Annotated in this window: 7 protein-coding genes, 2 tRNA genes and 3 rRNA genes; 9 read left to right on the forward strand and 3 right to left on the reverse strand. The window is 42.3% G+C overall.

Features of this window, described 5'->3' with window-relative positions:
* Window positions 1-167 precede the first annotated feature (167 nt).
* From J655_RS10755 to J655_RS10780, 6 genes are all read left to right on the forward strand, one after another.
* Window positions 168-1,705: ribosomal RNA gene (locus J655_RS10755) — 16S ribosomal RNA — on the forward strand.
* A gap of 59 nt (window positions 1,706-1,764) precedes the next feature.
* Window positions 1,765-1,841 (forward strand) — tRNA-Ile (locus J655_RS10760).
* Between the two features lie 55 nt (window positions 1,842-1,896).
* A tRNA-Ala gene (locus tag J655_RS10765) sits at window positions 1,897-1,972 on the forward strand.
* A gap of 352 nt (window positions 1,973-2,324) precedes the next feature.
* Window positions 2,325-5,215, forward strand: a 23S ribosomal RNA gene (locus J655_RS10770).
* 185 nt (window positions 5,216-5,400) lie between these two features.
* Window positions 5,401-5,515, forward strand: a 5S ribosomal RNA gene (gene rrf, locus J655_RS10775).
* Together the 16S, 23S and 5S rRNA genes with 2 tRNA genes alongside form the textbook arrangement of a ribosomal RNA operon.
* Window positions 5,516-5,675: 160 nt before the next feature.
* Complete coding sequence (locus J655_RS10780) at window positions 5,676-6,272, forward strand: glutathione S-transferase family protein (RefSeq protein WP_032007460.1); 597 nt, start codon at window positions 5,676-5,678, stop codon at window positions 6,270-6,272.
* 48 nt (window positions 6,273-6,320) lie between these two features.
* Here J655_RS10780 and J655_RS10785 read toward each other — a convergent pair whose 3' ends face one another.
* The gene (locus J655_RS10785) at window positions 6,321-7,025 is read right to left on the reverse strand and encodes a TIGR04219 family outer membrane beta-barrel protein (protein ID WP_079381041.1); all 705 of its coding nucleotides are present in this window, start codon (window positions 7,023-7,025) and stop codon (window positions 6,321-6,323) included.
* A 639-nt stretch (window positions 7,026-7,664) separates the two neighbouring features.
* Between J655_RS10785 and J655_RS10790 the strand changes: the two genes are divergently transcribed.
* Complete coding sequence (locus J655_RS10790; protein ID WP_017481897.1) at window positions 7,665-9,143, forward strand: sodium-dependent transporter; 1,479 nt, start codon at window positions 7,665-7,667, stop codon at window positions 9,141-9,143.
* A 12-nt stretch (window positions 9,144-9,155) separates the two neighbouring features.
* Complete coding sequence (locus J655_RS10795) at window positions 9,156-9,299, forward strand: methionine/alanine import family NSS transporter small subunit (protein ID WP_002119126.1); 144 nt, start codon at window positions 9,156-9,158, stop codon at window positions 9,297-9,299.
* A 40-nt stretch (window positions 9,300-9,339) separates the two neighbouring features.
* Here J655_RS10795 and rsmB read toward each other — a convergent pair whose 3' ends face one another.
* Together rsmB and fmt are read right to left on the reverse strand one after the other, a co-directional pair.
* Complete coding sequence (gene rsmB / locus J655_RS10800; protein WP_032007459.1) at window positions 9,340-10,644, reverse strand: 16S rRNA (cytosine(967)-C(5))-methyltransferase RsmB; 1,305 nt, start codon at window positions 10,642-10,644, stop codon at window positions 9,340-9,342.
* Window positions 10,641-11,603, reverse strand: coding sequence for a methionyl-tRNA formyltransferase (gene fmt / locus J655_RS10805; protein WP_032007457.1), 963 nt, complete (start codon window positions 11,601-11,603; stop codon window positions 10,641-10,643). The genes rsmB and fmt overlap by 4 nt, the downstream gene beginning before the upstream one ends.
* A gap of 347 nt (window positions 11,604-11,950) precedes the next feature.
* Between fmt and ilvD the strand changes: the two genes are divergently transcribed.
* A complete protein-coding gene (ilvD, locus tag J655_RS10810; protein WP_032052351.1) occupies window positions 11,951-13,780 on the forward strand; it encodes a dihydroxy-acid dehydratase in 1,830 nt (609 codons plus the stop codon).
* Window positions 13,781-14,004: the final 224 nt, after the last annotated feature.

Raw genomic sequence — 14,004 nt, forward strand, 5'->3', positions numbered from 1 at the left:
AGAGAATTGAAGAACAACTTGTGTGGATTTTTACTGGTTGATTAATCGAAATAATTTTCATTGATTGATTGGTTTAAATTACTCGAAGTTTATTTGAGCGAAATTTAAGTCAGTAATTGATGAGCCAGAATTGGTACCTTGTCTTTAAATAAGGTACAAAATGATTTTAACTGAAGAGTTTGATCATGGCTCAGATTGAACGCTGGCGGCAGGCTTAACACATGCAAGTCGAGCGGAGAGAGGTAGCTTGCTACTGATCTTAGCGGCGGACGGGTGAGTAATGCTTAGGAATCTGCCTATTAGTGGGGGACAACATTTCGAAAGGAATGCTAATACCGCATACGTCCTACGGGAGAAAGCAGGGGATCTTCGGACCTTGCGCTAATAGATGAGCCTAAGTCGGATTAGCTAGTTGGTGGGGTAAAGGCCTACCAAGGCGACGATCTGTAGCGGGTCTGAGAGGATGATCCGCCACACTGGGACTGAGACACGGCCCAGACTCCTACGGGAGGCAGCAGTGGGGAATATTGGACAATGGGCGCAAGCCTGATCCAGCCATGCCGCGTGTGTGAAGAAGGCCTTATGGTTGTAAAGCACTTTAAGCGAGGAGGAGGCTACTTTAGTTAATACCTAGAGATAGTGGACGTTACTCGCAGAATAAGCACCGGCTAACTCTGTGCCAGCAGCCGCGGTAATACAGAGGGTGCAAGCGTTAATCGGATTTACTGGGCGTAAAGCGCGCGTAGGCGGCTAATTAAGTCAAATGTGAAATCCCCGAGCTTAACTTGGGAATTGCATTCGATACTGGTTAGCTAGAGTGTGGGAGAGGATGGTAGAATTCCAGGTGTAGCGGTGAAATGCGTAGAGATCTGGAGGAATACCGATGGCGAAGGCAGCCATCTGGCCTAACACTGACGCTGAGGTGCGAAAGCATGGGGAGCAAACAGGATTAGATACCCTGGTAGTCCATGCCGTAAACGATGTCTACTAGCCGTTGGGGCCTTTGAGGCTTTAGTGGCGCAGCTAACGCGATAAGTAGACCGCCTGGGGAGTACGGTCGCAAGACTAAAACTCAAATGAATTGACGGGGGCCCGCACAAGCGGTGGAGCATGTGGTTTAATTCGATGCAACGCGAAGAACCTTACCTGGCCTTGACATAGTAAGAACTTTCCAGAGATGGATTGGTGCCTTCGGGAACTTACATACAGGTGCTGCATGGCTGTCGTCAGCTCGTGTCGTGAGATGTTGGGTTAAGTCCCGCAACGAGCGCAACCCTTTTCCTTATTTGCCAGCGAGTAATGTCGGGAACTTTAAGGATACTGCCAGTGACAAACTGGAGGAAGGCGGGGACGACGTCAAGTCATCATGGCCCTTACGGCCAGGGCTACACACGTGCTACAATGGTCGGTACAAAGGGTTGCTACCTAGCGATAGGATGCTAATCTCAAAAAGCCGATCGTAGTCCGGATTGGAGTCTGCAACTCGACTCCATGAAGTCGGAATCGCTAGTAATCGCGGATCAGAATGCCGCGGTGAATACGTTCCCGGGCCTTGTACACACCGCCCGTCACACCATGGGAGTTTGTTGCACCAGAAGTAGCTAGCCTAACTGCAAAGAGGGCGGTTACCACGGTGTGGCCGATGACTGGGGTGAAGTCGTAACAAGGTAGCCGTAGGGGAACCTGCGGCTGGATCACCTCCTTAACGAAAGATTGACGATTGGTAAGAATCCACAACAAGTTGTTCTTCATAGATGTATCTGAGGGTCTGTAGCTCAGTTGGTTAGAGCACACGCTTGATAAGCGTGGGGTCACAAGTTCAAGTCTTGTCAGACCCACCATGACTTTGACTGGTTGAAGTTATAGATAAAAGATACATGACTGATGATGTAAGCTGGGGACTTAGCTTAGTTGGTAGAGCGCCTGCTTTGCACGCAGGAGGTCAGGAGTTCGACTCTCCTAGTCTCCACCAGAACTTAAGAGAAGTTCGGATTACAGAAATTAGTAAATAGAGATTTCGGTCTTGGTTTATTAACTTCTGTGATTTAAGTATCACGGTATTAAGCATGACCTGACGAAGGCGTGTTTATTCATTAACAGATTGGCAAAATTGAGTCTGAAATAAATTGTTCACTCAAGAGTTTAGATTAAGCAATTAATCTAGATGAATTGAGAACTAGCAAATTAACTGAATCAAGCGTTTTGGTATATGAATTTAGATTGAAGCTGTACAGTGTTTAAGTACACAAACAACAGATAGTAGCGATGAAGAATCGCACGGACAACACTCACTTGTAGGTGTTGACGACTGTTTGGGGTTGTATAGTCAAGTAATTAAGTGCATGTGGTGGATGCCTTGGCAGTCAGAGGCGATGAAAGACGTGATAGCCTGCGAAAAGCTCCGGGGAGGCGGCAAATATCCTTTGATCCGGAGATTTCTGAATGGGGGAACCCACCTACTTTAAGGTAGGTATTGCAACATGAATACATAGTGTTGCAAGGCGAACGAGGGGAAGTGAAACATCTCAGTACCCTTAGGAAAAGAAATCAATTGAGATTCCCTCAGTAGCGGCGAGCGAACGGGGATCAGCCCATTAAGTTATGTGTGTTTTAGTGGAACGCTCTGGGAAGTGCGAACGTAGAGGGTGATATTCCCGTACACGAAAGGGCACACATAATGATGACGAGTAGGGCGAGGCACGTGAAACCTTGTCTGAATATGGGGGGACCATCCTCCAAGGCTAAATACTCCTGACTGACCGATAGTGAACCAGTACCGTGAGGGAAAGGCGAAAAGAACCCCTGTGAGGGGAGTGAAATAGATCCTGAAACCGCATGCATACAAGCAGTGGGAGCACCTTCGTGGTGTGACTGCGTACCTTTTGTATAATGGGTCAGCGACTTATATTCAGTAGCGAGGTTAACCGTATAGGGGAGCCGTAGAGAAATCGAGTCTTAATAGGGCGTTTAGTTGCTGGGTATAGACCCGAAACCAGGCGATCTATCCATGAGCAGGTTGAAGGTTGGGTAACACTAACTGGAGGACCGAACCCACTGTCGTTGAAAAGCCAGGGGATGACTTGTGGATAGGGGTGAAAGGCTAATCAAGCCTGGTGATAGCTGGTTCTCCCCGAAAGCTATTTAGGTAGCGCCTCGGACGAATACCATAGGGGGTAGAGCACTGTTTCGGCTAGGGGGTCATCCCGACTTACCAAACCGATGCAAACTCCGAATACCTATGAGTACTATCCGGGAGACAGACTGCGGGTGCTAACGTCCGTAGTCAAGAGGAAAACAATCCAGACCGCCAGCTAAGGCCCCAAAATCATAGTTAAGTGGGAAACGATGTGGGAAGGCATAGACAGCTAGGAGGTTGGCTTAGAAGCAGCCACCCTTTAAAGAAAGCGTAATAGCTCACTAGTCGAGTCGGCCTGCGCGGAAGATGTAACGGGGCTAAAACTATGTGCCGAAGCTGCGGATTTGACATTAGTCAAGTGGTAGGGGAGCGTTCTGTAAGCCGATGAAGGTGTATTGAGAAGTATGCTGGAGGTATCAGAAGTGCGAATGCTGACGTGAGTAACGACAAAACGGGTGAAAAACCCGTTCGCCGAAAGACCAAGGGTTCCAGTCCAACGTTAATCGGGGCTGGGTGAGTCGACCCCTAAGGCGAGGCCGAAAGGCGTAGTCGATGGGAAATTGGTTAATATTCCAATACTTCTGTGTAATGCGATGAGAGGACGGAGAAGGTTAAGTCAGCCTGGCGTTGGTTGTCCAGGTGGAAGGATGTAGGTATGTATCTTAGGCAAATCCGGGGTACTCTATACTGAGATCCGATAGCAAGCTGTACTTGTACAGTGAAGTGGCTGATACCATGCTTCCAGGAAAAGTCTCTAAGCTTCAGTTACACAGGAATCGTACCCGAAACCGACACAGGTGGTCAGGTCGAGTAGACCAAGGCGCTTGAGAGAACTCTGCTGAAGGAACTAGGCAAAATGGTACCGTAACTTCGGGAGAAGGTACGCTGTTGTTGGTGATGGAACTTGCTTCCTGAGCTGACGACAGCCGCAGAAACCAGGCCGCTGCAACTGTTTATTAAAAACATAGCACTCTGCAAACACGAAAGTGGACGTATAGGGTGTGATGCCTGCCCGGTGCTGGAAGGTTAATTGATGGGGTTAGCGTAAGCGAAGCTCTTGATCGAAGCCCCAGTAAACGGCGGCCGTAACTATAACGGTCCTAAGGTAGCGAAATTCCTTGTCGGGTAAGTTCCGACCTGCACGAATGGCATAATGATGGCGGCGCTGTCTCCAGCAGAGGCTCAGTGAAATCGAAATCGCTGTGAAGATGCAGTGTACCCGCGGCTAGACGGAAAGACCCCGTGAACCTTTACTGCAGCTTGACACTGAACTTTGACCTTACTTGTGTAGGATAGGTGGGAGGCTTTGAAGTTGGAACGCTAGTTCCAATGGAGCCGTCCTTGAAATACCACCCTGGTAATGTTGAGGTTCTAACTCTGTCCCGTTATCCGGGACGAGGACCGTGTCTGGTGGGTAGTTTGACTGGGGCGGTCTCCTCCTAAAGAGTAACGGAGGAGTACGAAGGTGCGCTCAGCGTGGTCGGAAATCACGCGTAGAGTATAAAGGCAAAAGCGCGCTTAACTGCGAGACCCACAAGTCGAGCAGGTACGAAAGTAGGTCTTAGTGATCCGGTGGTTCTGTATGGAAGGGCCATCGCTCAACGGATAAAAGGTACTCTGGGGATAACAGGCTGATACCGCCCAAGAGTTCATATCGACGGCGGTGTTTGGCACCTCGATGTCGGCTCATCTCATCCTGGGGCTGAAGCAGGTCCCAAGGGTATGGCTGTTCGCCATTTAAAGAGGTACGCGAGCTGGGTTTAGAACGTCGTGAGACAGTTCGGTCCCTATCTACCGTGGGCGCTGGAAATTTGAGAGGATCTGCTCCTAGTACGAGAGGACCAGAGTGGACGAACCTCTGGTGTACCGGTTGTGACGCCAGTCGCATCGCCGGGTAGCTATGTTCGGAAGGGATAACCGCTGAAAGCATCTAAGCGGGAAGCCTACCTCAAGATAAGATTTCCCTAGGAATTTATTCCTCTAAAGAGCCGTTCGAGACTAGGACGTTGATAGGTTGGATGTGGAAGCATAGTGATATGTGAAGCTGACCAATACTAATTGCTCGTGAGGCTTGACTATACAACACCCAAGCAGTTGTATATGAAGCATCAATCGATTCATAAACATGCAAAGCAACTTGATTTAGTTATACTACTAGCTAAAATGAACAACGAAAAATCAGACCAATCAGCCCATCTGTAAAGATTTGGAAAACGCAACGTATCACACAGTGAATAAAACGAAGCAAGTATCCATACCAGTTGTCTGGCGACCATAGCAAGAGTGAACCACCTGATCCCTTCCCGAACTCAGAAGTGAAACCTCTTAGCGCTGATGGTAGTGTGGGGTTACCCATGTGAGAGTAAGTCATCGCCAGCTCATTATTCTAAACACCCCCGTTCTAACGAATGGGGGTGTTTTTTTATGTGATAAAAAATATATGTGTGGGGGAATAAATATAAAAATACTAAGGAAGAGTTGTGCTATAAATAATAAGAAAATTAATCTTTTAAGTATGCATAATAAGGGAAGAGCATCTATGATAATTTATGGTGATGTCGGTTCGGGTAACTGCTATAAGATAAAACTATTACTTTCCTTATTAAATATTAATCATAGATGGATCCACGTTGATATTTTAAACAAAGAAACTCAATCAGCTGATTTTTTGTCGTTAAATCCTAATGGAAAAATACCTGTATTAGTCCTAGAAGATGGTCGTGTTTTGAGTGAGTCGAATGCTATCTTAGGTTACTTGGCTGAAGGAACAAAATTTATTCCTATAGATCCTTTTATTAAAGCAAAAATGTACCAATGGATGTTCTTTGAGCAGTATAGTCATGAACCATTTATTGCAGTTGCTCGTTTTATTAATAAATATTTAGGGTTACCACCAGAAAGAATAGAGGAATACCATAATTTACAGCCAAAAGGCCATAAAGCACTATCTATTATGGATAACGCTTTAGTTGAGCATGACTATCTTGTTGGAAATGAACTGACCATTGCTGATATTGCCTTATATGCATACACACATGTCGCTGAAGAAGGTGGCTTTAATTTAAAGTTATATCCAAATATTCAAGTATGGTGTCAAAGAATTCGAGAATATTTAGGTTATGTAGATATGATTTAAATAAAAAAGAACTCATATAGAGTTCTTTTTTATTTCTGAAATTCTAATTTAGAAGTGTGCTTCCAAGCCTACATATGGGCCTTTAAACTCAAATTTAAGGTCATTGTTATCGTAGTCATCTAAATCGATATTAAGTACGCGATAACCTGCTGTTAAGCCAAGGTCAATGAGTAGGTTATCTGCAAATTTATATTTTACTTCTGCCAGTGCATCTGTAATTCGTGCATCGTCAAAGTTTGTATAAGTTGCTTCACCTTTAGCACTTAAGCCAGTAAACGGAAGTTTTACTTCACCTGACAAATAAGCAATAGGATATGTTTTATCAATATCCACGCGCTTACCTGTATACGCAGTAATATCACCATTTAATACAGTTGCACCAAGACCAGCATCTACACTTACGATATTATCTAGCAACTCGTAGTAGAGGATAAAATCGCTATGATCTAAATCAACTTTATAGTTGGCTTGACCTAAAGTTTCTGATTTAGTTTCGGTATCTAAATTTACATAACGAATTTTTGCATTTGGAATAAATGGAATTGGGTGTTCTACTGCTAATGAGATTTGAGCACTACCTTTTTGATCTAAATCCTGATCTTCAGGTGATTGAGAAGACATATTCGCTTTACCGTCATAGAACCAGTAACCTACGTCGCCTTTTACTCCTACGAAGTCTGCTTGAGCAAAGCCACTTAAGCCCATCCCGAGCGTTAATAAAGATATTTTTAATATTTTCATTTTTACATCCACATAAAAGAAATCTTTGAGCGCATGATATAGGCATCTTGCTACAGATGCATTGATAAAAAATAAGGATTTGAGGTATGTGATATGAGTAAATTTTTAAACCTTAAAAAAATTAATTTAATTCAAATAATTAATATTTTCTTCCTCATTTAAATGAATTTAATCTTTTAGAAAATTTAGTATAAATTTTGTCAATCGTATCGGACTTATTAAATTTTAATTGATAACTGGAAAGTTAAAAATAAATTAGTGGATAAGTTGAGTAATTAAATAAGTATTTTCAGGGATTGCAATAAAATTGCATTGAATAATAATTTTGATCTACAAGTAGTAGTACGTAAATATTAGCTGAAAAATAACCAATTGTGAAAAAAACTCAGAAAATTCGTAAAATTTCTGACGGAAATTACAGTAAAAAGAAATAAAAACAGGTATTGTTCAGCTATATAGGGGCAAAAAATGGACAAAAATCTTTAAGGAAGAATTTTCTATTTTTGCTTGTTTGTTAAGAGAATAAAAATACTCAAAAGGTGCATTTTATTTTCTACAAACACAAAAGTATTTTTTGGTTCTTTTTTTGCATGCGGAATAACAATCAACAATAGCAGTAAAAATAAGTAATCTTTTAACATTAGGTGTTCTATGACAGATTCTCGTGAAAACTGGACGTCACGATCTGGTTTTATTATTGCAGCCGTTGGTTCGGCTGTAGGCTTAGGTAATATCTGGCGCTTTCCATACGTTGCTTATGAAAATGGTGGTGGTGCGTTTCTTATTCCCTATCTATTGGCACTCATTACTGCTGGTTTACCGTTACTATTTTTAGATTATGCGGTAGGACATCGTAGTACTGGTTCACCTCCTAAAGCGTATCGTGCCCTATTTAAAGGCGGGGAAACATTAGGTTGGTGGCAAGTTTGTGTCTGTATCATCATTGGTTTGTATTATGCAAGTGTACTCACTTGGGCTGGTAGTTATGTTTACTTCTCTATTGGTCAAATGTGGGGAAGTGATCCGGAAGGTTTCTTCTTTAATACCTATTTGCAGACCACAAAAGCAACCGGTTTTGATTTACAGTTTGTAGGTCATTTATTCTGGCCAATTGTTGGGATTTGGGCACTTACTCTAATTATTCTTTATGGTGGTGTGAAAAAAGGGGTTGAATTATCGAATAAGATTTTCATGCCTTTATTATTCATTCTCTTCACTATTTTAGTGATTCAATCATTACGTTTACCGGGCGCAGTTCAAGGATTAAATGCTTTCTTTACGCCGAACTGGTCAGCAATGATGGATTATAAAGTTTGGTTAGCGGCTTATGGCCATACCTTCTTCTCCCTCTCTGTCGGCTTCGGGATCATGGTGACTTATGCATCTTATTTGAAACCAAAAACGAATTTAACAGGTTCTGGTTTAATCGTTGGTTTTGCAAATGCATCAACAGAGATTTTGGCTGGTATTGGTATCTTCGCAGCGCTTGGTTTTATGGCTCATGCGGCAGGGACTGAAGTTAAAGATGTTGTGAGTGGCGGGATTGGGTTAGCATTTATTGCATTCCCTAAAATTATTTCAAGTTTAGGTACAGGTGCCGATTTATTTGGTTTCTTATTCTTCTCTTCACTTTTCGTCGCAGGTATTTCTTCGATGGTGAGTATTTTGGAAGTACCTATTGCAGCAATGCAAGATAAATTGAAATGGGGCCGTAAAAAAGCTGTAACCATTATTGGTGGTGGTAGTGCGCTTGTATCAATTATTTTATTCTCAAGTGTTAACGCAATTAAGCTGGTTGATATTGTTGACCACTTTATCAATAACATCGGTATTATTGGCGGTGCTTTACTTTCTATTATTACTGTAGCTTGGTTTAAACGTTCTGCTCTAATGGAACTTCGTGATCACGTCAATCGCATCTCAACTATTCAATTAGGTAAAGGATGGGATTTCACTTTAACAGTGATTACATCATTAATCTTATTAACTACACTCAGTATGACTGTATTTAATTTGATCAAAAATGGCTATGATACTTATAGTATGAGCTTACAAGGTGTATTCGGCTGGGGCAGTGTGATTTTCTGTGCAGTCGTTGCAATTGTTTTAAGCAAAATGAAAGATCGCTAGGAGGATAGAATAATGAATACTTCAGCAATCGTAATGATGGTAATTTCGATGGTGTTTTTATGGGGTGGCTTGGCTTTGTCCATTATCCATTTATCGAAACATCCTGAAGAGTTAGATGATGTTTTAGAAGAAGTAAAAGATCAGCACACACTTTAATGCTGATCGAGTAAAAAAGCAGGCTTAAAGCCTGCTTTTTTTATGCAATTTTTTGGATTTTACAATAATAAAATCCGTCACCAGACTGCGCTTGCGGCAGTAATTGGCGACCATGGGTTTGCTCGATTCCCCAATCAGCATTAATCTTGATCTCTTTTGCATTTGGATTTTCAGCAAAAAATTTCATCATCTGCTGTTCATTTTCAGCTTTTAAAATTGAACAGGTGATGTAAAGCAATGTGCCGCCAACTTTGAGCTGTTGCCACATGTGGTCCAAGATCTGCTTTTGTAGTTCAATGGTTTGAGCTATATCGGTAGATTGGCGCAATAGGCGTATGTCAGGATGACGACGAATTACACCTGTAGCAGAGCAAGGTGCATCGAGCACAATACAATCTACTGGCTGTGCAGGAGTCCATTGAGTTGCATCGGCTGCCAAAACCTCTGTATGACTTTGATCAAGTGCTAAGCGATTTAAGTTCTCAGTTACACGCACCAAACGGCTTGGGTCCTGATCAATCGCAATGAGCTGAGCAGGTTTAAATTTTTCAAGTAAATGAGCAGTTTTACCGCCTGGGGCAGCACACGCATCAACTACTATTTTATCGTTCAAATCTGGCAATAATGTTGCGCAAAGCTGAGCGTGTTCATCTTGTACAGAAAACCAACCTTGTTCAAAACCAGGTAGTTGAGTAATTTGTACAGATTGTTCAAGAACAATACCTGCTTCAGACAAAGTACATGCACGTGCCTGAATTTCTAAATTTTGTAGTTTTGCTAAATAAGCATCGCGGCCAATATGACGCTGGTTCACCCTTAAGGTTAAAGGCGCGACTTGCTTCAAAGATTGGCAGAGAGATTCCGTTTGTTCACCCCAATCCTTTTTTAAGCGTTTGAAAAGCCAGCTTGGTAAGCCATGCGCCTGCTGTAAGCCTTGCTGAAAGTCATCAGTTTCACGAGTAGCTCGGCGTAAAATTGCATTAACAATACCGCTGAGTGCAGGGAAACCAAGTTGTTTGGTTGCATCTACTGTTTCTGAAATAGCAGCATGTGCTGCAATACGTGTGCATAAAACTTGATAAAGACCAACATAAAGACAGGTTTCTACTGTCTCATTATTTAAAGGCTTGCTGAGTAGAGGCAGGCTAATTGATTTAAGAGCAAACCATTGGCGCAATGTACCTAAAACAAGTTCGTGAAACAAAGCGCGATCGCGCTCTGCTACCTGATTGAGCTGTGTATTTAAAATACTAGCGAGTGATTGGCCTTGCTGAACTTTTAGTAACGTCTGGACGACTTGAGCACGCAGGTTAAAACGTGAGGAATTTGAGGTAACCTGACTCATGGCAAAATTTGTCCTACATGAAGTTTTTGAGTTTGCGCAATTTGTTGAGCGTTTAATGCTTTACCACCCGGCCACTGCACGCTAGTCAGACAAATAAATGTATTTTCACCGCAAGCAACATGCACACCTTGTTTATCGATTGCAATAATTTCACCAGCTTGAGCATTTGCTTTGGTTTGGCTAGAAACTAGAGAGTTCCAGACACGCAGAGCATTATTTTCATCAAGTTGAACAAAAGCGACTGGCCAAGGGTTAAAAGCACGGATATTTCGGTCAACTTGAACAGCATCAATTAACCAATCAATACGAGCTTCTGACTTTACGAGTTTATGAGCATAGACTGTTAAGCTTTCGTCTTGAACTTCGCGTTCTGCCAAATATTTTTGTAGTGTTTCTTCTGACTCAAGTACCGCACAAATTGCTGTTGCACCTTGAGCTGCGAGTTTGTCATGTAATGTCGCTGAGGTATCTTCGGCAGTAATTGGGCAGTATGTTTTATACATCATATCGCCTGTATCTAAACCGGCAGCCATCTGCATGATTGTGATTCCAGTTTTTTCATCACCTGTTGCAATCGCACGCTGAATTGGTGCTGCACCGCGCCAACGAGGTAATAGTGAGCCGTGAATATTTAAACAGCCATATTTCGGTGTATCGAGCACAGTTTGTGGAAGAATTAAACCATAGGCTGCAACCACCATCACATCAGCACCTAAAGCTGCCAGTTCTTGTTGAGCTGCGAGCCCTTCTTCTGTAGATGCTTTGAAGTGAAGAGGTTGATAAACAGGGATATTATGCTCAAGTGCAAGTTGTTTTACGGGAGATGGCGTTAGTTTTTGTCCACGACCCGATTTACGATCTGGCTGAGTATAAACCGCGATAATTTCATGGGAAGTTTTTAATAAAGCCGCCAATGCTGTTGCAGCAAATTCGGGGGTGCCAGCAAAAATAATTTTCACAAATGCAATCCAAAAAGAGTTTAGGCGTAGTATACGTGAAAAACGATTGAAGCCCTAAAATCATGGCGATTGAGCATTTTAGTTTTTAAATAGTGAACAAAAAATTATTGAAAAACTTTTATTGATAAAAAAAGGTTATGAAAAAATAAAAAATTATTCATGTAAGTTTTGCTAAATATTGACTGTCTATTACTGTTCTTGGCTTTCCGAATATTATTTGCTTCTATAGAATGGAGAATGATCAAATTATGATGATGAGTCAATATTCCGACTGATCTAACGCTATATCAGTATCATTCGCCAGAGCGGGAAAAATTCCGCTCAAGCACAACTTGTTGGAAACACTAATGCCTGACTATCGTTCAAAAACATCGACACACGGAAGAAATATGGCTGGGGCACGTGGCTTTTGGCGTGCAACAGGAATGAAAGATGAGGATTTCGGCAAACCGATTATTGCGGTGGTCAACTCATTTACTCAATTTGTGCCGGGCCATGTACATCTTAAAGATCTAGGGCAGCTTGTCGCAGCAGAAATTCAGGCAGCAGGTGGTGTTGCTAAAGAGTTCAATACGATCGCAGTAGATGACGGGATCGCAATGGGGCATGACGGCATGCTTTATTCTTTACCATCACGTGATTTGATTGCTGACTCAGTTGAATATATGGTGAATGCACACTGTGCAGATGCCATGGTGTGTATTTCAAACTGTGACAAGATTACTCCGGGAATGCTCATGGCTGCGATGCGTCTGAATATTCCTGTTGTTTTCGTTTCTGGCGGACCAATGGAAGCTGGTAAGGTTAAGTTCCGCGGTAATGAAAAAGCGATTGACCTTGTTGATGCAATGGTTGTTGCGGCTGATGAAAGTTATACAGACGAAGAAGTTGAAGAATTTGAACGTTCGGCATGTCCAACCTGTGGTTCATGTTCAGGTATGTTCACTGCAAACTCAATGAACTGTTTAACAGAAGCTTTAGGTTTATCTTTACCAGGTAATGGTTCGATTGTTGCGACGCATGCAAACCGTAAAAAATTATTCTTAAAAGCAGGCCAACTTATTGTTGAATTAGCTAAGCGCTATTATGAACAAGAAGATGCAAGCATTTTACCTCGTTCAATTGCAACAAAGGCTGCATTTAAAAATGCGATGACCCTTGATATTGCAATGGGTGGTTCAACCAATACCGTTCTGCATTTATTGGCTGCGGCAAGTGAAGCAGAAGTTGATTTTACAATGGATGATATTGACGAATTATCACGTCGAGTTCCTGTACTGTCTAAAGTAGCGCCTGCAAAACAAGACGTTCATATGGAAGATGTACACCGTGCGGGTGGCATTATGGCGATCTTAGGTGAGCTTAATCGTGCGAATTTACTTGATGTATCTGTACCGACAGTGCACGAGAAAACTTTAAAAGATGCGTTGGATAAGTGGGATATTATTCGTACTGAAGATGCAGACGTTTATGAATTCTATCGTTCATCACCAGGTGGTGTTCCAACTCAAGTTGCATTCTCGCAAAATCGCTATTATTCAACATTAGATGGCGACCGTGAAAAAGGCGTTATCCGTAATGCAGAAAATGCATTCTCTAAAGATGGTGGTTTAGCGGTTCTATACGGCAACATCGCGCTTGATGGTTGTATCGTGAAAACTGCAGGTGTTGATGAATCAATCTTGAAATTTACGGGCACAGCACGTGTATTTGAGAGCCAAGATGCAGCTGTAGATGCAATTTTGGGTCATGATATTAAAGCTGGCGATGTGGTTGTGATTCGTTACGAAGGTCCACGTGGTGGTCCGGGCATGCAAGAAATGCTTTACCCAACCAGCTACCTTAAATCGAAAGGTTTAGGAAAAGACTGTGCATTGGTAACAGATGGTCGTTTCTCTGGTGGTTCATCAGGTCTTTCAATTGGACACGTTTCACCAGAAGCGGCTGAAGGCGGTGCAATTGGTTTGGTTGAAGATGGCGATACCATTGAAATCGATATTCCAAACCGTACGATTCACTTAAACGTTGATGATGCGACTATGGCACATCGTCGTACAGTGCAGGAAGCGAAAGGCTGGCATCCGAAAGAAGAACGTAAACGTAAAGTATCAAAAGCGTTAAAAGTTTATGCAATGCATACAACAAGTGCAGCGAAAGGAGCTGTACGCGTTCTATAAAATATTCAATTTTAATAATTGATTATGAATCATGCACCCTTTGACAAGATGAATTGCTATCATGTTAAGGGTGCATTTTTCATGTCTGGTAAATAAAATCAGCTTGTAGAAAAAGGTGTTTTTAGATCATTCTATGGGTTTGCCATAAAATGGTGATAAAATCTTCACCTACGTAGAAACTTGCTAAAAACATGACTTATTTTCTGCGTAAACTAAGGTAGTTA

The sequence above is a fragment of the Acinetobacter sp. 1294243 genome (genome assembly GCF_000588015.1).
GTDB classification, from domain to species: Bacteria; Pseudomonadota; Gammaproteobacteria; order Pseudomonadales; family Moraxellaceae; genus Acinetobacter; species Acinetobacter pittii.